Source organism: Hydrophilobacter chitinilyticus (genome assembly GCF_049860745.1).
Classification (GTDB): Bacteria; Pseudomonadota; Gammaproteobacteria; order Burkholderiales; family Burkholderiaceae_C; genus Rhodoferax_B.
Map to the genome: position 1 here is coordinate 1,524,625 of NZ_CP187561.1, position 21,025 is coordinate 1,545,649.

Genomic DNA, 21,025 nt, shown 5'->3' on the forward strand with positions numbered 1-21,025 from the left:
TTAGCGCGCGCAAAAACATGTTGTTGGTGGCCAGTTATTACTTCTACATGTGCTGGGACTGGCGTTTTGCAGGCTTGATCCTGTTGGTGACGGCGGTGAATTACGTTGCCGGGAGTTGTATCGCCGGCGCCACATCTGCCCGTGAGCGCAAGTTTTGGCTGGTCGGGGCGTTGACGATTTGCCTGGGCGTGTTGGCCTACTTCAAGTACCTTGATTTCTTTGTGGCGAGTGCGGTCGAGCTGCTGGGATTGATCGGTATCCATCCTGATGTCGCGACGCTCAACATTGTGCTGCCGATCGGCATTTCGTTCTTTACGTTTCAGAGCCTTTCGTACGTGCTGGACGTGTACCGCGGCATCGAGCAGCCGTGCCGCAGCCCACGTGATTTTGCCCTGTTTGTGGCCTTTTTCCCCACCCTGCTGGCCGGTCCCATCACACGAGCGCGGCAGTTCCTTCCCCAGTTGACTTCCGAGCGAAAAATTGAGGCTGATCAAGCCGAGATTGGCCTGGCTCTGATGCTGCGCGGCTTCATCAAAAAAATCGCACTCGCCGATGTACTCGCTGCACACTTGGTCAACCCAGCGTTTGCTGATCCAAGCCAGTTTTCGCCGTGGTTTCTACTGCTGGCGGCTTACGGCTATAGCTTTCAGATTTACATGGATTTCTCGGGCTATACCGATATTGCGCGTGGCATGGCCAAGATGCTGGGCTTCGATTTGATCGAGAACTTCAACCGCCCCTACTTGGCAAATTCCGTGTCCAACTTTTGGCAGCGCTGGCACATCTCGATGTCGAGCTTTTTCCGCGATTACCTGTTCTTCGGCTTGGGTGGCTCCAAACACGGCAACGTTTATTTCAATTTGATGGTGACGTTCGTCGCCATTGGGTTCTGGCACGACGACGGTTGGAACTTCATCGTTTACGGGTTCACCCATGGCTTGGTGGTGTGTTTTGAGCGATGGCGGCGCAATCGTCGTGAGCGCATGGGGCTGGTGACGCTTCCTGAGCAAGGCTGGGGATGGGTGTGGCGCGTCGTGCTGACTTTTCACATTGTCGCGCTGTCGCGGGTGCTCTTCAGAGCGAATGATTTGTCTGTCGCCGCCGCCTACTATGAGGATCTGTTCAAGTTTTCTCAAACCAATACCCCATTGAGCTTTATGGCGGTGATAACGCTGTTGGCCAGCGTGGTTCTGCATTACGTACCGCAGCGTTGGGCTGGAGGCGTCTTGAATCGCTTCCGCGTGTTGCCCGTCTGGCTGCAGGGGGGCGTGATCAGCTTGACAGTGTATGGTTTGATGGCGTTGGCTACGGGCAAGCCAGCGTTTGTTTATTTCCAGTTTTGAACAGGGAAAATGGCTAAAGAACTTTAATTTTCTAAGTGGAAATGGCCTCTTGCACGCTCTGTAAAAGCACAGCGGGCTCCAAATTTAGGAGCCCGTTTGCTTATCAACGCGACGATATTTTTGTCGGCTTAGACCAGCTTGTACTGCGGTGCGTGACGGCGCAGCCACTGCTCCAGCATCATCAAGATCCACACCATTTCACCAAAGTAGCCCGGGTGTTCTTGCAGCCGTTGGTTTAACAATGTGTCAACAAAGGCGCGGCGCACTATGCCACGCTCTACTAGGCCGTGTACGGACTCTGTGGCCAGGGCGTTCAGTGCTTTGTCACTGTTGGCCCATACGCCAAACGGCAAGCCAAAGCCTTGCTTTTTCTTGGTGATGATGTCATCCGGCAGAAAACCGCGTAGGGCCTCTTTAAAGAACCAGCGAAGCTTCAACCCCTTGAGTTTGTAGCTAGTGGGCAGGTTCATCGAGAAATGCAGCAAGCGATCGTCCAGCAGAGGAAAGCCAACCTTCACGCCAGCGAGACTGGTGGCGCCCATCACTTTAGGAAGGTCGCTCTCCGCTAGAGTGAAGCGCCAGTCGAAAGCCAGCTCTTCGTTGACGGCGCTGGCTGGTGGCGTGGTGCGCCAAACGCTTTGTTGCCATCGCAGCGGTTGGCCCTGGTCAATCTGTTGCAAAAAAGCCGGGGTGAGCACGTCATCTACACCCAGGCGCATCACTAGGTTGTACATCTGCAACCGGTCGGGCATGGGCACACTGGCCTGTTCGACATAGCTGGAGGCTTTACGCACCACGGGCAATTTACCTGCGGCAGCGGTGTTCAGCAATGGTTCCATGGCGTAGGTACGCAGTGGGCCTGGCAGCAACTGGTACCAACCAAAAACACGTTGTTTGGCGTAGCGGCTGTTGCCGCCAAAGAGTTCATCGCCGCCGTCACCTGCCAGCAATTTGGTTACGCCGTCTTCTCTTGCCATCTTGGCGCAGTAGTACGAAGGCACCGCAGATGAGTTGCCAAATGGTTGGTCGAAATGGGCCGCCACCATGGGAATGCTTTGCACTAGGTCAGCAGGCGTCACGTAGTACTCGTGGTGCTCAGTCTTGAACTGTTTGGCTGCGATGCGTGCAAATGCCATTTCGTCGTAGCCTTGGGCTTCAAATCCAATGGAGTAGCTCGCCACAGGGTGGCCTGCAGCCAAACCCGCCATGCCGGCCACGGTTGAGCTGTCGGTGCCGCCGCTCAAGAAGCATGCGGGCTTGCTGCCATCGAGTTGCTCGCGGGCGGCATCGAGGAGCAGGCTGCGAAACTCATCGCGCAGCGTGTCGAACGACGCGTTCTCTGATTCTTTGAACTTCGGCTTCCAGTAAGGCGCAACGGTCAGTTTGCCGTTTTGCCACAGCGCATAGTGGCCAGGTGGCAGGCGAAACACGCCCTTGAAAATCGTGCGCGGGGAAGGGATGCAGTGAAAGTACAAATAGTCGAAGATGGCTTGAGGATCAACGCCTTGGCTAAAGCCAGCGAGTTCGTCAGCGCGATGGGCGAACCGTAAACCCTCTGCGGTTTCGCAATAGCACAGCGTTTGAATCGCAAAGCGGTCAACCGCCAGCAGTACGCCACCGTCTGGTAGCTGCAAACCAAGCGCAAAGTCACCTTGGACATCAGACAGCTTTTTGGCATCAACTGCCACACCAAACTGGGCCCATGCGGCCACAAGTCCTTGGTCTTGGGCGATCGCGGTGGTTTCTGCGCCGGGAAAGCGTGGTGAGCCGAGGGCCAGTGAGGGGCGTTGCGTGGACATGAGGTGTGGCGGGTCAGTAGGTAGGTCTGTGGAATGGACGACGATTTAAATCTGTGGATCGGAATCGACACTTGAACGCATAAGCCATCGGCTACTGCAGGGCGCCTGCCAAGCGTTGACGGTTGACCGTCAATGCCTTGGTGCCGACTGGCAGATGAAACTCTGCTGTGGGCGCCAGGCTTTGTTGGTGGGCGGTGCCTGCATCGGCACTGGCAAATGCAGAAACGGCGCGGGCTATGGCCAACAACGCATTCAGATCATCTGCCGCTTCCAGCGAGCGGTCCGTATGATAGTTGCCTTGTGCGCGGCCAGCCAGAGGGGTGGGTAAGCTTCCATGTCCTATAACCAAATTATTCACGAGCCACTCTTCGTACGTGGGCGAGAACTTTTGCTGCCAGCTTTGCACCAGAATGCCGTTGCTCAAAGGATTCAGCAGCGTGTTGTGCGCTAAGTACAAGCCATTTTGCGGCCAGCGCGGGCCCTCAGCACCGTACGAGATCAGTGCTGGATTCGCGGTCGTAAGACTCTGACCAATGATGTTGCCCACGACATAGGCCAGTCCACCGTTGGGAAACTCCAACTCATACGAGGCCTCGCCGTCGGCGCTGTCCACTAGCATGTTGTAGAAGATGCGATTTTCCCGTGCGCGTGATTTGAGCAGATGCCCTTGGAATCCTTGCTGAAAACGGCTGCCTGTGACTTTGAGCGAGGCTATGGTGCCCACATACAACTGATGGTGTAGTGCGCGCCCTTGAAAACGCGGAGAGGAACTGAACTCACTATCATGCACCTCTAGTGTCGTGTCGGGGTTGTTACCTGTAAGCAGTCCCATTTCATTATCTTGGAATGCGCAACGCTTCACGGTCAGTTGCCCCGATTCGAACCGAATGCCGGCGCCGTTGCCGTCGGGCACACGTACACCGCGAAACTCGAGGTTTTCCACCACGACCTGACCGCCACGCACAACCCACAGCGCTTTGCTTTCTGCCGTGACGCCAGTGGACACAAGCACTGGGCGTGCGCCTTTCCCTCTGATAGTGATGCGTTTGTCTTCAATCACCAACGGCCAATTGAGGTACTGCCCAGAGGCTAGCTCCACTACATCGCCATCCTTTGCCGACGCGACGATTTCACGCAGCTTGCTTGGTGCGTCTTTGGCGCTGATGTAGAGCGTCGCAGCGTTCAGGGCGCCGTGACTGAGCAGTAACAGGTTGCAGAACGCGACGAGCAAAACCAGTCGTGCTGACGCTGGAAGCAACAAAAAGTGCATGGCGTAAAGGTAGAAGAAGATTGCTAAAAAGAGCACTATTGCGCCATAGCATTTTTGAGACAAATTACTTCGCTATTGGCCGAGCCTGCACAAGACGTTAAAGGCTTTTGAGTGGCTCGGTAATATTTGGCTTGGTTGGCGGGGGCATTCTTCAAGAAAATCGTTTGATCTTGCATACTCTTTTTCTTTTATGTAAGGGCGTTTTTGAATTCGACACTTAGCACCTCCGCAGTTAACGTCGCCATTTTTGCTGCTCGCGAAACGCCTGAAGCGTTGGTGAAAACCATTGCGACCACTCTAAAGGCGGCAGGGCAGGGTTCATGCGTCGATGTGCTCGTCAATGGCAACCGCTTGTTGGCAGACCATACTGCACAGGTTTTTCGTCCCAGTGGGGAAGCTGCACAAGATCTCGTCCGTGTTTGGCACATCTCTCGTGGAGACAAGGCGAATGCTTGGAACCAGCATATTCATCGGATTTGGAATGGTGCGGCATTGGCTTTCTATGTCGATGGGTACGTGTCATTGGCACCAGATGCCATTACCAATTTATGCCATGCGATGCACACGCATCCAGACGCGCTAGCGGGTAGCGGGCTTCCGTCGGAAGGACGCAATAGCCAGAAGCTTCGCCAAGAAATGCTGGCCCTTGGGGGCATGCATGGAAACCTCTGTTGCATCCGAGATCGTGCGCTGTTGGCTATGCGCCAGCGCAACATTCGTCTCCCCCTCGGTGTGTACCGCACCGATAGCACCGTCGGCGCGATGCTTAGCTTCGGTTTGAATCCGGCGCAAAACGATTGGAGCCCTCTTCGGTTCATTGCCCTCGCGCCAGACGCGACGTGGCAAACCACCCCCAAAAAATGGTGGCGCTGGGATGATCTATGGGCCACTTACAAAAGGCGGGACCGGCAAGCTCAAGGCCAACTGGAAAACCAGGCCGTGCGGGACCATCTCGCTGTTCGGCAGTTTCCACCTGAAGAGATGCCCGTGACCGGTGCAGCACTGGTACTTCGGTGGGTAGAGCGCTGCCCAGAAGAGGCCACCAAATTGATGCGCACCAGCTTGCGGGTCCGACGAGCGCTGCAGAGACTGCAGGCTTCGACAGATGTATGGCCCGCCGAGGACATCGTACCGGAGCGTATAACAGCCTGACGGCTGATGTGGCGTTGACTGCGGAACGTACCTACGCGCGGTGAGCGTTGTTTTTACTTCCGATAACGGCACATTCTTGCCAATCTATGCTTTTTTTATCTTCTCTGGCTACACAGCGAAAGAGTTAATTTAAATAATTAATTGAGCTGGGCTATACTTCTATTTTTAACGAATTTAATGAAAACTTCATGGATTTCAAATGATTTTTTGAAATAAATCTGAAGAAAATTAAAATTTCAGCGCCTTGTCGAGTTAATTTGTAATAATAATTTATTGGCTCGGTATTTAGTCTGATATCTTTTTAAAGTGCAACATCTCTAATGTCTTCTGCGCCATCCGTTCGACGCTCTCTGGGAATTGTGACCATCACGAAGCTGATCGCCTTCGGGTTGGGTTTGCCAACGATGGTGCTTGTCTCGCGGCTGCTATCCCCGCATGAGATTGGAATCTTCTCGGTGTCCGCTGCTTTTATCGGATTTGCGCACGTTTTGCGTGAGTTTGGTGTGGGGCAATATCTCATCCAAGCCACTACGATCACAAGAGAAAGGCGACGCGCGGCTTTTACGGTGACCTTGATGATTTCTTGGTCAATTGCCGGAGCTCTTTATATTTTTCGCCTTTTCATCGCGAAATTTTATGAGGAGCCTGGTATTGAGCAGGTGATGGGGTTGTTGGCGATTAATTTTTTAATTCTCCCATTCGCTACACCATTACGCTCTCAGTTGCAAAGGGAAATGCAATTTTCGAAGTTAGCAGTCGCGGATATTTCCAACAACGTGGCTGCAGCGATTGTCACCGTAGGCGCTGCCTGGTTTGGAATGAGCTATAAAAGTATGGCGCTCGGCGCCATTGCGGGAAATACCGTCGCATTTCTGGCGTTGATCATCATATCTCCCCGAGGTGCATTGGATTGGCCAACGCTTTCAGGTTTACGAGAGGTTCTAAAGTTCGGTACCCATTCGAGTGTTGCCTCGTTCTCAGCGGAAATAGGTATAGCCGCGCCTGATTTGATTCTCGGGCGGACCAAGGGCTTTTCTGACGTGGCGTACTTCAGTCGTGCCAATGGGCTTTTATCCATGGCACTGAACGAGTTGAGTGGTGTTGTGCAAAGCGTGATCGTGCCACTCTTTGCCAAAGGCCACCGAGATGGGCGAAATCTCAGCGAACTTTATGTTCAGTACAGTTCTTCCTTTTTGGCATTGGTGTTGCCGGTACTTGGGCTTCTCGCGCTTCTGTCTGATCCTTTGATCAACTTTATGTTCGGTGCCCAATGGGGGCGATCTGCCCCTTTGGCCTCCATGTTGTGCGCGTTTGCCATGATGACCGGTCCTGTTCGGTTGGCGCCACTTGTATTGGTCGCGAGCGGTCACGTGGCGACGTTGATGCGTTGTCATCTGGCACTGGTCACTGCCAAGGTGATTATTCTTTTTACGTCGATCTTCATCTCATTGGAGGCGGTAGTGGCGTTACTGGCGATTGTGTATTTTCTCGAAGCGGTTTTATTTATGCGTGCTCTGCGAGAAAAAATCGGTGTCGAGGCCGGTGTCCTCTGGCGAGGCATTCGCATATGCTACTTTTTGGTGCCTGTTACTTTGATCTTGCCGGCGCTCGCTCTACTGAGTTTGCATAGCGTTCAAATCATATCGCCATTTGTTCTACTTGTTGTTTCCGGTGGCTTGGGCGTCTTAAGTTGGATTTTCGGCATATTCTGGCTACGTCATCCCGTGCGTTTCGAGTTTATCAATATGACAAAAAAGGCCAGTAATTTTCTTGGAATGCAAGAAAAAAAATCTGATACTTAAAGAAAAATTTCAAAGAAAAGTTGAAAAAATGAAACTCTATTACTTTCAATCATCAGAGGGCAATTTTGGGGATGACTTGAACGCGTGGCTATGGCCGAAGCTTCTAGGTGATAATTTTTTTGACCCGAATAGTTTGAATCTGTTAATCGGTATTGGAACGCTTTTAAATCATCGAATTCCTAAAGCTAAGAGTACTATTGTGTTTGGTTCCGGATTTGGCTATGGCAGCCTGCCTGCAATTGATCCCACATGGACATTTTTGTGTGTGAGAGGCCCAAAAACAGCTGAAGCGCTCAGCCTTCCTGCAGAGTTAGCTATTACGGATCCAGCATTGCTCATTCATCCATTCACAAGAGATATTGTCAAGCCTTTAAAAAATAGAGTTGGCTATATACCTCATTGTGATAGTGTTGCTGCCGCAGATTGGGATTTTATTGCCAGGGAAGCCGGTTTGCACTTTATCGATCCACGCTGGTCTGTGGATCGGGTCATGCAAGAAATTGGGCAGTGTGAATATGTCGTAACCGAAGCGATGCACGGGGCGATATTTTCCGATGCCATGCGGGTGCCTTGGATTGCCGCGTCGGCCTACTCCTACATCTCATCGTTTAAATGGCAAGACTGGTGTGCTTCGATGGACATCAACTATCAGCCGGTATCGCTTCCTTCTGTTTGGTCTGGCGACGGAGATGCATCGCCTTTCAGTCGAGTGAAGTCCAGCCTCAAGCGAACGATGCAAAGTGCCGGACTCTTCAGCGAAAATTGGACCCCCCCACCGCCTAGAAAAAGTTCGGCCCGTACTGTGCAGAGTGCAGTTGACGCATTGCGCCGCGCAGCACTCGTGGCGCCCACACTTTCACGCGATGACTTGCATGCGCTGAAGCTTGATGCCCTTTTGGAGCGGCTAGAGCGGCTGAAAGACATGCAAAAAGTGAAGTAATTTCAGAACATCAAGAGAGTAGAAGGGCTGGCATTGTTCGTGCTGTCTCGTCGTGGTAAGGCTTTCGCTAATTACTCACGGCTTAGTCTGTTCCTCTCGTGGGCGGTTAGTGCAACGTTGCTTGGGATTTGGGTGGTGCGATGTGAAAAGACGTGGTGACATCGGTCCACCCCCGGGCGCCGCCACGATGAGGAGTGCATAGTTTGTTGCGGACTTCCCCGTTGTTTTCACGTGTCATCGCCAGACAGTTGCCACTCTTCACGCTGCTGGCCACGTTGGGTTTCAGCCTCCTGACATTTGGGTATCTGGTCTACTTTGAACTTGGCCCGTTTAGTGCCGTGGAGTTGCAGATTGATGAGTTGTACTTCTACTCTTGCGCGGCCCGTCAAGCCGTCACGGGTTTACTGTTCAATCCCGGCTGCCACGACAACAAGCCGCCACTGATTTATCTCATCCACCACTTGGTGCAGCCTCACCCCTATCTGTATAGCGTCTGGGCTGGCAAATTGGCGGCGTTTGGTGTGATGGCGTTAATGCTGGGAGCGGTTGCTGCCTTGGCGCAGCGTCTAGCTGGCTGGGCGGCTGCAGTTTGCGCAGTGGCTTTGCTGATTGCGGCTCTTGCATCCAAGGCACAGTTCTGGGCTTTAAAGACTGAGTCGGTGGGATTGCTTTTGGTGCTTGGCGCCTTTTGGCTCATGACTGCACGACGGACGCTGCACAACTGGAGATGGGGCGGTGCAGGGCTATTGCTGGGACTAGCGGTGCTGGTTAAGCAGACAAACTTGATTTTTCTGGGTGTTTCCTGTGTCTGGCTTTTGTGGACAGGTCGTGCTCACTGGGGGGCCACGATGCGCAGTGCCGGATGCCTTGTTTTGGCCGGCTGCTTTCCGTTTTTGTTGTATTTCGCCGGCGTTTCTTGGGAAGGCCGGGCTGAAAGTTTTTTGGCTAGTTTTTTCGTTTACCCATCGGTCTATGCTGAAGGCCCGCCGCAAAGTTTCTACGCGTATGTGATCCGTTTTGCGGACGTGTACGAACTGGTCACAACCGGGCATGAGCCTCTTTTCTGGTTGTTTGTTTTAGGCGGGCTGCAAACGGTCTATCAGTGGCTTGTCGCTAAAGATCACGACGCGAGGCTCGCCAGTCGTTGGTTGGTGCTGTGGGCCTGTTTATGCACGCTTGCCGTGGCGATGATTTCACCCACATTTTTCGAGTATCACGCCATTCCCGTTTGGGTATTTTTGTCGATTCTGGCTGGCGTGGCGTTTGGTGATCTATGGCGCGGCCTGGTCTCCGTCCGGCGGCCTGAGGCGGTGATGCTCGGGCTCATTTTGAGTGGCTGCTCGCTCGCCGGGCTTATGCAAGCCTGGTACCACAACGCGGGTCATGGCTCCCTGCCTGCTAGCGCTTTTGAGCGCATCAGGATCGATGGCGCGAGTGGTCAATATGGCTATGTCCTCGGTATGCCTTGGCCTAGCTTTTATACCGACAACGGTCTGATCCCAGCCTCTGATCTGTTGTTTCCCTGGGCTCTGCCTGGTATGCCCAAGTTTGGACTCTATACGCCGCCGCCGCCGGAAAGCGCCAAAGGCCAACGCTTGGCCGCAATACAGGCGAAGAACCTAGTGCAGTTGTGGAAAGACTTTGCCCAAACCCCTCCACGCTACATCGGGGTTGTCGACGGGATTGCCAATGCGCCAGGAAGTACGCGGGCTGCAGATGTGCCCGGTTTTGACGAATACCTTCAGGCCCACTGCAGCTACTTCAAGACGGTGACGCGTGAACGTTTGGAATACCCTAATCGGCCGCTCGTGGTCTATCGCTGCGATGAGCGGTAGGGGCGTTGTTGTCTAGCATCAAGTGATCTGCAACAGGCGTGGTTTGCCGCTAAAAAGTGCGCAAAGAAAAGCATTGAGTCGACTTTTGGGGGCGCAGGCTCAAATTTGTACTCAATTTCTTGAAGTTTTAGGAGAGAACCAGTGACGACTTTGACATTTCTGATTCCGGTGCGCCACCCGGCCAATTCGCGTGACTGGGCGCGTTCGAAGGCAAACCTTGCAGAGACAGTGCGTTCCATTTCCGCGCAAACAAATACGGACTGGCGTGGCCTCATCATCGCGAATGAAGGATCCGATTTACCGGTGCTACCGGAACGCTTCGATGTGGAGTGGGTGCAATTTCCGCCCAACAGCATGCATGACCAAGGCACTCAATCCAGAGAGGACTTTCTCGATGCTGTTCGCTTAGACAAAGGGCGCCGAGTGCTAAAGGGAATGCTGCGGGCGCGTGACAGTCGATTTTTTATGCTTGTGGACGACGACGATTTCATCAGCTCGCGCATCGTGCAATTCGTCTCAGAGCGATCAAACGCAAATGGCTGGTTGATTGATCGCGGCTATTTTTGGGATGATGGCAGCGCGCTGTTGCATCAGTTAGATAATTTCAATCGCGTTTGCGGAACGTCGCACATCATCCGCTCGGATCTCTATGGTTTACCAAATAGCTTTGAAGAAGCCACACTTGACTACATCAAAACGATGCTGGGTAGTCACTATCGCCTAGCTGAGTCTATGGCCGAACGAGGAGGGGCATTAGCGAGTTTGCCGTTTCGCGGTGCGATTTACAGGGTCGGCCAAAGTGGCTCCCACAGCCTGACTCCCAGCATACTCAAGATGTTTTTTCTAAACTCGCAAGCGATCCGCAACCCGCGTCAATTTGCAAGAGATTTGATGCGACTGCGGTTGGTCAGTGGCGCTGTAAAACAGGAGTTTTTTGGGGGGGCTCAAGAGTAATAGTTGCGGCTATTTGAGGGGCGATCATGTTCCGTGGCCTTGCCGCACGAGGCTATCCGTGGCGCAGAATGCTTTTCGCCAGAACTTTCCACCCACTGGCATAGCGCCAGTCGGTGCGAATGGCCGCGAGGGCTCCGTACCTGGCCAGCGAGAAATTTTTAGTGTTCAGGTGCGCACCACCAAAGTCACTCCAGCTTTTGGCGAGTGTTCTGTCCACTTCGGTTTTGTCGGCCTTGCTGCCATCGGGTGATTTGTACCCCCATTGAGAAAGTGCGCGCTGGATCACTTCTCCCTGGTAGTTTTTCTGCGGCACCGATTTGGTGATGCTTTGCGGGTGTTGGCGGTAGATCGCCATCGGTGCGTCGACTCTCACAATGGCCGTGTGCCTTGATGCACGCAGCCAAAGATCGTAGTCTTCGCCAATGCGAAGCGTTGGATCGAATCCTCCGATTTCACCTAGTAAGCTTCGTTGAACCAAAACAGTGGAGGTCCACACCACGCAGTCCAAAAGGAGCTGTGGGTAGATCCAACCAGTAGCTCCCCGCCACTTTGCCGTATTGTGTGCGTCGCTTGCGAGCTGGGTCATGAATGCAGGTGTTGGTGTCGTGCCGGAGCTTTCCCAAACTTGCCAGGCGGTATAGCCCATTCGGGCTTCGGGAACCGATTGAAGCGACTGCCATTGCCTGTGTAGCTTTCCTGGGAGCCACAAATCGTCGGCATCCAGAAAGGCGATCCATTCACCGCTGGAAGCCTTGATTCCTGTATTTCTGGCTGCGGCAACCCCCTGGTTTGGCTGTTGCACCAAAAGCACCTGGGGAAAGTGTTCACGAACGATTTGAACGGAAGCATCTTTAGACCCGTCATCTACAACTACTACTTCGAGATCAGGCCAGTCTTGCACGAGAGCAGATTCGATGGTCGCGGCGATATACCGTTCTGCGTTGTAGCAAGGGATTACCACCGAGATGCGTGGAAGTTGAGTGGTTGTCATTCGTTAAAAATCAGTGGCCGTCTTGTTGACTTATGTATCCGTGGTGGATGATCAAGCGATACAGCGTGAAATTGCGCTGCTTCAAGGCAACTGAGGTGCCGCCTTAAAACTCAAATTGTTGCGACTGGCGACCTATCTTGCCGGCGCCTTGGGCTGTAAAGTCTGCGACCATCCTGTATCACCAACGACACCCAGGCATCTTGGGCAAGGTCGGAGGACTTGCGCATTTTGAAAGAACTACTTGGCGGGCGACTCCCGCCATTTGTTGACTCGTTTAAGTTCGTCAATCAACTCAGTTCGCGGAAAACCCATCTCTTGGGCCAACTGAGCTTGGACTACAGCTTTGTCGAATGCGCCGGCGTCGAAATACAACAAGCCGATGTTGAAAACAGAGAAGGGGTTTTCCTTCGCGTAATTGGCTGCCACATCCAGTTGCGCAATAGATTCATCCTTGCGTCCGTTTTGTAGCAGGTATTGCGCATACAAGCCCCGCGCAACGGTGTCACTGGGTTGAAAGCGCACGGCACGCTCAAAATAGCATTCAACCGTGTATTTCGCGCCTCTGGGTTGGTTGGTTTTTTCCTTCACGCCCAACTTGGCCATCGATAACAGCGCTCTGTGGTGATTAGGGAAGGCCCCCAATGTGTACGCCAGATCCCCTCCGAGGTAGCCTGTCGCACCTTTGATCAGATTTTCAACTTCCGGGGTGAAGTGAGCGCCTTCAACAATGCCCAGGGTTCCGCCTTTTTGAGTGCGGTAGTCATAAGGACCGTAATGGTTGGTCAAACTGCCACACGAAATGCCCTGAGCCGTTTGCCCGAGAGCCGCGCCGCTGCCGCCAATCAAAGCAAGCAGAAGCCACAACGACGGATTACGAATATGTTGCATCATTTTGGTCACTCCTCAGTTTTGAGTGAACTTCACTGCTGAAGTTTTGCTACGCCGGGCGCATTTGCAGCGATTTTATGCAACCAATCGAGTGTTTGATTTTCCACTGCAATGCGGTCTGGTGCATCGGAGAACGTGTGGTCTGCATCGACCAAGTCTATGCGCTCTAGATGACGATGTTGAAAGGCTGTGGCCCATTCGCTGTGAGTCTGCGTGTACTCCAGAAACTCTTTGGCTGTGTAGTCGTTGCCACTGAGAATCAGCAAAATTTGCCCTTTGAACTGCTCCCAAGCGAGCGCCATTTTTTGCTGGTAGCTTTGTGCGACGGCATTGTTTTGGGTCTTCTGTCTATCTTGTGTTGCGACGCTGAGGTTAGTCCAAAAGCCCTTGGCCGCATCTATCGCTACTTTGCCGCGCAGCAGCTTTAACCAAAACTCGCGTTGCTGTAGCCGCTCAAGGTAGTAGTGTTTGACCTGTGTACGCGCCAGGCTTTCGGCTGAACGTACCCAGGGGTTTAGTAAGCACAAGCCGCCTATCCGACCGTCCTTGCCCTCTTGCAAATATAACAACGCCGCCGAGGCCCCATCGCACAGCCCCCAAAGCACGATCTGGGTGAGAGAGGGGGAGTGGCGTTGGAGTTGGTCAACGGCCGCTCGAATATCCGCAGAGGATGTTTCAAAGCTCTGTTGCTCGCCTTCACTGTCCCCCATGCCGGCAATGTCAAATCGCAAGACGGGGTACCCTGCGCTGGCCAATGCGCGCGCTAGGAGCACAAATTGCCGATGGCTTCCTGCCCGGTATTGCGGTCCTCCCACAACGATCACGATCCCGGTTGTAGGTGCAGTGGCAGCCGGTGAGGGGGTGCTGTGGATGCCAACCAGTGTGTGTGCACCATTGTGGAAGGTTTGGGCCATTTCGGTATAGGTGCTCATGCCATCATCTCCGGCATTACCGTCTGCTCAAGTGCTGTGAACGTAGCTTCTACCAAAGCGGGAGCCACCTCAATTTCGGTGGTTTGCCAAAACGCGGGGCCTGCCGCCACCTGGCTTTGTACTGTCGCCCCCACGTTTTGCCATGCGGTAATGGTCTTGTTGGCAGCGGGCGAGATTACTGCATCTGGCTTGTTGGAAACTTCCATCCACAGCAGATGGCCCGGCTGACGAGGTGCCGCTAGCGTCGCCGACCCTAGACCATCGGCCAGCAAGGGGGCTAACTGGTAGCCTGCGATTTCTACGGATTGGCCGCTGCTGAGTTGTGCTCTTAATGCCTCCATGCCACCCTTGGCGCCGCCGCTGATCATGTCCCCGGCGAGCTTCAAGCGGAGAAACTGCTGGAGCAACAAGCTGCCATTAGATGGCGGCGCCCAAAAAATGAAATTGGCAGGAACCTCAAGTTGTTGTGCTGCTGCACTGGCAACCAGGCAGCCGGCGCGTAATCCCCATAACCAGAGCGGTGCGGGCGAAAGACTCAGCGCCCTTTGGCTTGCTTGCACTACATCCTGCACCCAGTTGGACCAGGTGGCCTCTCCAAAATCATCGGAGCTATCGCCGCACCCATGCAAGTCGACTTGTAAGACCGCAAATCCGGCTTGGGCCAATCGGCGAGCGGTCAACGCAGCCATGCGACGTGATTTGTTCATCTCTTCGGCGAAGGGGTGAACGTAGACGATGGTGCCGCGAGGCGTATTGCTTTGCGCAGGATAAAAAATGTTGAACCGTTGTCCTGGTTCTGCGTCGCTGAAAAAGACTTGGGGTTGCTGCACTGTGAATGATGTGGCTAGCTTAATTTGGATTTAATTTAAATTAAGCGGCTGCCTTGGCAGCGACAAAATCGATCAGGGTGCCGACGGTTTCGAATGTGCTGCCGTCAATATCGTCGTCATCGATGGCAAAACCAAAATGGTCCTCCAAGCCCGTGATCAGCGACACCACGGCCATTGAATCCAATTCAGGGATAGCGCCAAGCAGAGGGGTTTCACGATTGAATGATGCCGAGCGGCCATTCAGGCTGAGAACCTCGTCCAAAACACGGATGACTTCCTGCGCGACGTCCATTGATTGATCCCTTTATGGTTTGCGTATACAAACCGTACATTTTAGGCATGTTGAGTGAAATGCCTGTGCGATACTTTTGGCATAAATATTGATTTTCCGTCTTGGACGTGACGTGATATGACCGAATCTACGCTCCTGCCAGAACTTATTTACACGGCAGCGCAACGCACGCCTCAAGGTGCAGCTCTCAGTTTCGCTGGTACGACCACCAGCTACGAAGAGTTGGCATCTCTTGTATCTCGGTTTGCTTCTGGTCTGATGGGACTGAAGCTGGCGCGCGGAACGCGGGTGGCCATCTATCTGGATAAACGGGTGGAGACGGTGGTGGCCAGTTTTGGCGCGCCTGCAGCAGGGCTGGTGTTTGTGCCGCTGAACCCCTTACTCAAGCCTGACCAAGTAGCCTTTATTTTGCGTGACTGCAACGTCCAAGTGTTGCTGACCTCGCCAGAGCGACTTGGCATGCTTGCAGAAGTGTTGCCGGCTTGCACGGATTTGAAGCATGTTGTCCTCACCGAAGCCTCGTCTTCCGCAACTGGTGCGGCGCCAGTCAGCACAGGGCAAGTGGTCCATGGGTGGAACGCTTTTTTGTCTGGCCCAGCCTTGCAAGGCCACCGCGTCATCGACGTCGACATGACGGCCATCCTGTACACGTCCGGCAGCACCGGTAAGCCCAAGGGCGTGGTGCTGTCGCACCGCAACATGGTGGCTGGTGCCAAAAGCGTTGCGTCATATCTGCGCAACCACGCTGGCGACACACTTTTGGCTGCGCTGCCGTTGTCGTTTGATGCTGGCTTCAGCCAACTTACGACCGCTTTCCACTCCGGCGCACGCGTTGTATTGCTCAACTACTTGATGCCGCGCGACGTGCTCAAGGCGATGGAAAAAGAAAAGGTCACTGGCCTCACCGCTGTGCCACCGCTCTACATCCAGCTCACGCAATTGGAATGGCCTGTCGCCATCAGCGAAAACTTGCGTTACTTTGCCAACACGGGCGGGCGCATGCCACGTGAGACCTTGACGTTGTTGCGCGAGCGGGCGCCCGCCGCACAGCCGTTTTTGATGTACGGCCTGACTGAAGCTTTCCGCTCCACCTACTTGCCTCCTGAAGAGGTGGATCGTCGCCCCGACTCGATCGGCAAAGCGATACCCAACGCCGAAATCCTGGTGCTGCGTGAAGACGGCTCGCCCTGTGCACCCGATGAGCCAGGTGAATTGGTGCATCGCGGCGCGCTCGTGGGTATGGGCTACTGGAATGATGCCGAGAAAACGGCTGAACGTTACAAGCTGCTGGCGCCTGATGCGCCCGGGCGTAACACCGGCCTACAGTTACCCGAATATGCCGTGTTTTCTGGCGACACCGTCAAGCAAGATGCTGAAGGCTTCTTGTACTTCATCGGCCGCCGCGACGAGATGATCAAGTCGTCTGGCTACCGCATCAGCCCCACCGAGGTGGAAGAGGTGTTGTACGCCACGAAGCTGGTGGGGGAGTGCGTTGCCTTTGGTGTCGACCATCCTTCGTGGGGCCAGGCCGTGCAGATCATTGCCACTGCACCAGAGGGCGGAAGCCTCGACGTGACAGCGCTGTTGGCCCAGTGCCGCAGCCGCATGCCGGCCTACATGGTGCCGGCCGGTGTCGAGGTGGTGGATGGCCCTTTGCCACGCAACCCAAATGGCAAGATCGACCGCAAACTTTTGTCGACCAACTGGCTTGAGCGTCAAGCCAGTTGAAGCAAGCCCTCAGCACGATTTCAACGATTCAAACAACATGACCGCACCCGTTCGCATCACGCCCGTCCACGCTCCGCTGCCGCAATTTCCGATCCGCGATGGTGAACTGGTTGTCGGCGGTGAAAAGCTGTCGATTTTGGCGGCCCGCGTAGGCCAGACACCGTTCTATGCCTACGACCGTGGCCTGCTGCGCGCGCGTGTGGCCGAGCTGCGCGCAGCGTTGCCATCGAGCGTGAAGCTGCACTATGCGATGAAGGCCAATCCCATGCCTGCCGTGGTGGGGCTGATGGCGGGGTTGGTTGATGGTATTGATGTGGCGTCTGCAGGCGAGTTGAAGGTGGCACTGGATGCTGGCGCCGATCCGCGCGAGGTGAGTTTTGCCGGCCCCGGCAAACGAGAAGCCGAGTTGCGCCAAGCCGTAGGCGCGCGCGTGTTGGTCAACCTCGAGTCCATGCGTGAAGTGGCCTTGTTGGAAAAGATATCTGCTGAATTGGGCTTGCCTGCCCGCGTTGCCGTGCGTGTGAACCCCGACTTCGAGCTCAAAGGCTCCGGCATGAAGATGGGTGGTGGCCCGAAGCAGTTTGGTGTGGATGTGGAGGCGATGCCCGAGGTGTTGGCTGCTATCGGCAAGGCTGGCCTGGCATTTGAAGGTTTCCATCTTTTTGCTGGTTCGCAGAACCTGCGCCCTGAATCGATTTGTGAGGCCCAGCAAAAGTCGTATGCGCTGGCAGCGCGCTTGGCGGCCTATGCACCATCGCCAGTTCGGTTCTTGAACTTGGGCGGCGGCTTTGGTATTCCTTACTTTCCAGGCGAGCAGCGCCTGGAATTGCAGTCAATTGGCGAAAACCTTGCGGCACTGGCCGAGCAAGCCAAAACCGAACTGCCGGGCGCTGAGTTTGTGATCGAACTTGGGCGCTACTTGGTGGGCGAGGCCGGCGTTTACGTGGCGCGCGTGGTGGACCGCAAGGTTTCTCGTGGCCAGGTTTTTTTGGTGACTGATGGTGGCTTGCACCATCACCTTTCCGCCTCGGGCAACTTCGGCCAGGTGGTGCGCAAGAACTATCCCGTCATCGTGGGCACACAAGCCGAAAGCACGTTGCGCGAAAGTGCTTCGGTGGTGGGACCACTGTGCACTCCGCTCGATTTGCTGGCAGACCGCATGGATCTTGCCGTGGCGCAAGAGGGCGATTTGGTCGTGATTTTCCAGTCTGGTGCTTACGGCGCCAGTGCCAGCCCACACGGCTTTCTGGGGCATCCGGCCTGCGTCGAGGTGCTGGTCTAAGTCTGGCGGCTGCGTTGCTTGGCATTCACACCGGGCGCCTTTTCGCGGCACTGTTAACGATTGCTTGTGTTGGCGCGGGCCTAAGTCTCGCCGCTGCGCATCCCTTACTTCCGGCGCTAGCGCTGGTGGCGTTTGGTTTGGTCGCTCTGGCTGCACTTTGGCGGCCTGGCCTGTGGATGTTTTTGGTGCCGGCCTGTTTGCCGGTGCTGAACTTTTCCCCCTGGAGCGGCTGGCTCACCTTCGACGAATTTGATCTGCTGATGCTGGCGGTGCTGGCTGGCGGATATGGTCGGTTGCTTCTGGCGCTGTGGTCTGCGCCAATCCCGTCTGAAAGTGCTGCGCTGTCGTGGCGGACCAACGCATGGGTGGCTTTGCCGCTGGCAGCTTTGGCTGCCGGTGTGTGGGCTTTGGCGCGCGGTTGGACGGCAGCGCCAGCGGCTTTGCCCAGTTTGTTTCAGGACTATATGCAGCCGATGAACAGCTTGCGCGTGTTCAAGAGTTTGTTCTGGGCTACGCTGGCTGTGCCATTGCTGCGCGACACCTTGCGGCACTCACCGCGTGCAGCTTTGTCGCGTTATGCCCTGGGCATGGCGATTGGCATGACGCTAGTGACTTTTGCGGTGCTGTGGGAGCGGCTGGCATTTCCGGGCCTGGTGAATTTCACCAGCAAGTACCGTACGACCGCATGGTTCTGGGAGATGCATGTGGGTGGCGCCGCCATAGATGCCTATTTGGCTCTGGCCGCGCCCTACGTCGTCTGGTCTTTGCGCGCGGCCAAACGGCCCTGGCAGTGGGCGCTGGCTGCCTTATTGGCGGCTGGTGCTACCTACGCCTGCCTGACGACGTTTGCGCGTGGCGTTTACATCTCAGTGGCTGTGCCGCTGGTGTGGTTGGGTGGGCTGTTGTGGCTGCAGCGCAAGGGGATAGATGCCCGAGAGTTGTCGCAACGTTTCTGGCATCGCCTGCATCTGAAAACTTGGCGTGCACGCGCCGGTGTGATTCTGGCCGCGGTACTGGTGCTGGAGGTGGTGGGCGTTCTGAATGGGGGCACTTACATGGCCGACCGCATGGCTGCTACCGACAGAGACTTCGGCAGCCGGATGGAGCACTGGCAGCGCGGCCTCGACTTGTTGAGCACGCCTGAAGATCGCCTCCTGGGCAAGGGCCTTGGCCGTCTGCCCGCGTTGTACTCCGAGGCTTATGAAGAGGGGGAGCTTTCAGGACAGGTGCGATGGCAAGAGGCTGCGGGGCCGGATGGCAGTTTGCAGCCGCAGGTCACTCTTTCGGGGCCGCAGTCCAACCCCGATCTGCATGGTTTCTTTGCCTTGACGCAACGCATCACCATCGAACCGGGCCAACGCTATCGTGCACGCATGACGGTTCGGGTGGTCGACCCCGTCAATGTTTATCTGCAGGCTTGCGAACGCCATTTGCTCTACAACGGCGGCTGCCAGGGCATCTATGTGCGTTTGAAGCCCAAAGAAAACCAAGTTTGGCAAACCATCACCGTGCCGCTTCAGGGGCGCGTGCAGAAGGGTGGCCCGCCCTATGCGCCTCGGCTGGGGATGTTTGCGTTGTTGGTATTTGGCCCCGGCGAGCAACTGCAACTGAGCAAAATCGAATTACTGAACCTGCGCGACAACCGGCAATGGTTGCAGAACACCGACTTCAAGCAAAACCTGGCGCATTGGTTTCCTTCGGCACAAACCTATTTCATTCCTTGGCACATCGACAACCTTTACTTGGAACTGCTGATCGAGCGCGGGTGGCTAGGCTTTTTGTTGACTGCGGCATTAGCGGCTACGGCGATGTGGCATTTGGTGTTGGGGCGTGCGCGCAGGAATCCACTGGCGCCTTATGTGGCGGCGTCGCTCGCAGGCGTGCTGATCGTCGGCTTGGTCAGCAGCGTGATGGATGTGCCGCGCGTGGCCTTTCTGCTGTTCTGGCAAGCCTTCATGGCTTTGCAAATATCGACGGGTGCGCGTTCCACCGACTAGGTCAGCGCAAGAACTGCAAATTTCATAGCGGTCTACGCATATTGGGGAAGCGCACAGGGCAACTTTTGATCTCAACTAAATGTTTACTGACGTGATGGCCGAAGGCCTGTAGGCCCTGATGCAGACGAGGTGAAACGCTTCTCAACCGGGATAACACTAAGCTCATGTGAAATAATGGCGGCGATTTTTACTACTTTACTGTCTGAAAAAACATGAGCGCATTCAACGAAGAACGTGTGCTGAGCGTGCACCACTGGACGGACCGGTTGTTTACCTTCACTACCACGCGAGATCCCTCGCTGCGTTTTAGCAATGGTCACTTCACCATGATCGGGTTGATGGGCGACAACGGTAAGCCCCTGCTGCGGGCCTACAGCATCGCCAGCGCCAACTACGAAGATCATTTGGAGTTCTTGAGCATCAAGGTGCCTGACGGCCCGTTGACCTCGCGCCTGCAGCACATCAAGGTGGGCGACCCCATCATCGTCGGCCGCAAGCCCACCGGCACGCTGGTGACCGACTACCTGCTGCCCGGCAAACACCTGTACCTGCTGTCTACCGGCACGGGTCTGGCGCCTTTTCTCAGCATCGTGCGCGACCCTGAAACCTACGAACGCTTTGAACAAGTGATCGTGGTGCACGGCGTGCGCCAAGTGGAAGAACTGGCGTACCACGACATGCTGACCGAGCATTTGCCTGCGCACGAGATCTTGGGCGAGTTGGTGTCCAGCAAGCTGCGCTACTACCCCACCGTGACGCGCGAGCCTTACCGCAACATGGGCCGCATCACCGAGTTGCTGGACAACGGAAAACTCTTCACCGATTTGCAGTTGCCTGAGTTCAATCCGGCCGACGACCGTGTCATGCTCTGCGGCAGCCCTGGCATGTTGGTCGACCTGAAGCACATGCTCGAAGCGCGTGGCTTCAAGGAAGGCAACACCTCTACGCCTGGCGACTTCGTGGTCGAACGCGCGTTCGCCGAGAAGTAAG

At 55.1% G+C, this 21,025-nt stretch carries 17 protein-coding genes; 10 read left to right on the forward strand and 7 right to left on the reverse strand.

The annotated features are described in order from the left end of the window. The first annotated feature begins 17 nt into the window (after positions 1-17). Complete coding sequence (locus ACPWMG_RS06875; RefSeq protein ID WP_483303909.1) at positions 18-1,343, forward strand: MBOAT family O-acyltransferase; 1,326 nt, start codon at positions 18-20, stop codon at positions 1,341-1,343. Between the two features lie 128 nt (positions 1,344-1,471). On the opposite strand, the gene ACPWMG_RS06880 is transcribed toward ACPWMG_RS06875, so the two are convergent. Together ACPWMG_RS06880 and ACPWMG_RS06885 are read right to left on the reverse strand one after the other, a co-directional pair. Then, on the reverse strand, positions 1,472-3,142 hold the full coding sequence (locus tag ACPWMG_RS06880) for an asparagine synthetase B family protein (RefSeq protein ID WP_483303910.1): 1,671 nt from the start codon (positions 3,140-3,142) through the stop codon (positions 1,472-1,474). Between the two features lie 91 nt (positions 3,143-3,233). Further along, complete coding sequence (locus ACPWMG_RS06885; protein WP_483303911.1) at positions 3,234-4,448, reverse strand: right-handed parallel beta-helix repeat-containing protein; 1,215 nt, start codon at positions 4,446-4,448, stop codon at positions 3,234-3,236. 168 nt (positions 4,449-4,616) lie between these two features. On the opposite strand from ACPWMG_RS06885, the gene ACPWMG_RS06890 reads away from it, so the two are divergent. The 5 genes from ACPWMG_RS06890 to ACPWMG_RS06910 all read left to right on the forward strand — a co-directional run bounded on the left by ACPWMG_RS06890 (position 4,617) and on the right by ACPWMG_RS06910 (position 11,095). Continuing rightward, positions 4,617-5,564 (forward strand): hypothetical protein, encoded by a 948-nt coding sequence (locus tag ACPWMG_RS06890; RefSeq protein ID WP_483303912.1) that lies wholly within the window; start codon positions 4,617-4,619, stop codon positions 5,562-5,564. A gap of 320 nt (positions 5,565-5,884) precedes the next feature. Then, complete coding sequence (locus ACPWMG_RS06895) at positions 5,885-7,366, forward strand: oligosaccharide flippase family protein (RefSeq protein ID WP_483303913.1); 1,482 nt, start codon at positions 5,885-5,887, stop codon at positions 7,364-7,366. Further along, positions 7,335-8,306, forward strand: coding sequence for a polysaccharide pyruvyl transferase family protein (locus ACPWMG_RS06900; protein ID WP_483303914.1), 972 nt, complete (start codon positions 7,335-7,337; stop codon positions 8,304-8,306). Before ACPWMG_RS06895 ends, ACPWMG_RS06900 begins: the two co-directional genes overlap by 32 nt. 221 nt (positions 8,307-8,527) lie before the next feature. Continuing rightward, positions 8,528-10,141: a glycosyltransferase 87 family protein gene (locus tag ACPWMG_RS06905; RefSeq protein WP_483303915.1), complete on the forward strand. Its 1,614-nt coding sequence runs from the start codon at positions 8,528-8,530 to the stop codon at positions 10,139-10,141. Between the two features lie 141 nt (positions 10,142-10,282). Further along, entirely contained in the window at positions 10,283-11,095 is an 813-nt protein-coding gene (locus tag ACPWMG_RS06910; RefSeq protein WP_483303916.1) for a galactosyl transferase, read from the forward strand. A gap of 52 nt (positions 11,096-11,147) precedes the next feature. Here ACPWMG_RS06910 and ACPWMG_RS06915 read toward each other — a convergent pair whose 3' ends face one another. From ACPWMG_RS06915 to ACPWMG_RS06935, 5 genes are all read right to left on the reverse strand, one after another. Next, positions 11,148-12,086 (reverse strand): glycosyltransferase family 2 protein, encoded by a 939-nt coding sequence (locus ACPWMG_RS06915; RefSeq protein ID WP_483303917.1) that lies wholly within the window; start codon positions 12,084-12,086, stop codon positions 11,148-11,150. Between the two features lie 237 nt (positions 12,087-12,323). Next, positions 12,324-12,977 carry a tetratricopeptide repeat protein gene (locus tag ACPWMG_RS06920; RefSeq protein WP_483303918.1) on the reverse strand — a complete coding sequence of 218 codons (654 nt, stop codon included), beginning with the start codon at positions 12,975-12,977 and terminating at the stop codon, positions 12,324-12,326. Positions 12,978-13,006: 29 nt separating this feature from the next. Beyond that, entirely contained in the window at positions 13,007-13,906 is a 900-nt protein-coding gene (locus ACPWMG_RS06925) for a hydrolase 1, exosortase A system-associated (RefSeq protein WP_483303919.1), read from the reverse strand. Beyond that, the gene (locus tag ACPWMG_RS06930; RefSeq protein ID WP_483303920.1) at positions 13,903-14,736 is read right to left on the reverse strand and encodes a hydrolase 2, exosortase A system-associated; all 834 of its coding nucleotides are present in this window, start codon (positions 14,734-14,736) and stop codon (positions 13,903-13,905) included. Before ACPWMG_RS06930 ends, ACPWMG_RS06925 begins: the two co-directional genes overlap by 4 nt. Positions 14,737-14,776: 40 nt before the next feature. Next, on the reverse strand, positions 14,777-15,028 hold the full coding sequence (locus tag ACPWMG_RS06935) for an acyl carrier protein (RefSeq protein ID WP_483303921.1): 252 nt from the start codon (positions 15,026-15,028) through the stop codon (positions 14,777-14,779). Between the two features lie 117 nt (positions 15,029-15,145). On the opposite strand from ACPWMG_RS06935, the gene ACPWMG_RS06940 reads away from it, so the two are divergent. The 4 genes from ACPWMG_RS06940 (at position 15,146) to ACPWMG_RS06955 (ending at position 21,024) form a co-directional block, all read left to right on the forward strand. Then, a complete protein-coding gene (locus ACPWMG_RS06940) occupies positions 15,146-16,756 on the forward strand; it encodes an acyl-CoA ligase (AMP-forming), exosortase A system-associated (RefSeq protein ID WP_483303922.1) in 1,611 nt (536 codons plus the stop codon). A 37-nt stretch (positions 16,757-16,793) separates the two neighbouring features. Then, positions 16,794-18,038, forward strand: a complete 1,245-nt coding sequence (locus ACPWMG_RS06945; protein WP_483303923.1) for a pyridoxal-dependent decarboxylase, exosortase A system-associated — start codon at positions 16,794-16,796, stop codon at positions 18,036-18,038. Between the two features lie 185 nt (positions 18,039-18,223). Beyond that, entirely contained in the window at positions 18,224-20,035 is a 1,812-nt protein-coding gene (locus ACPWMG_RS06950) for an O-antigen ligase family protein (RefSeq protein WP_483303924.1), read from the forward strand. 212 nt (positions 20,036-20,247) lie between these two features. Next, a complete protein-coding gene (locus ACPWMG_RS06955; protein ID WP_483303925.1) occupies positions 20,248-21,024 on the forward strand; it encodes a ferredoxin--NADP reductase in 777 nt (258 codons plus the stop codon). Position 21,025: the final 1 nt, after the last annotated feature.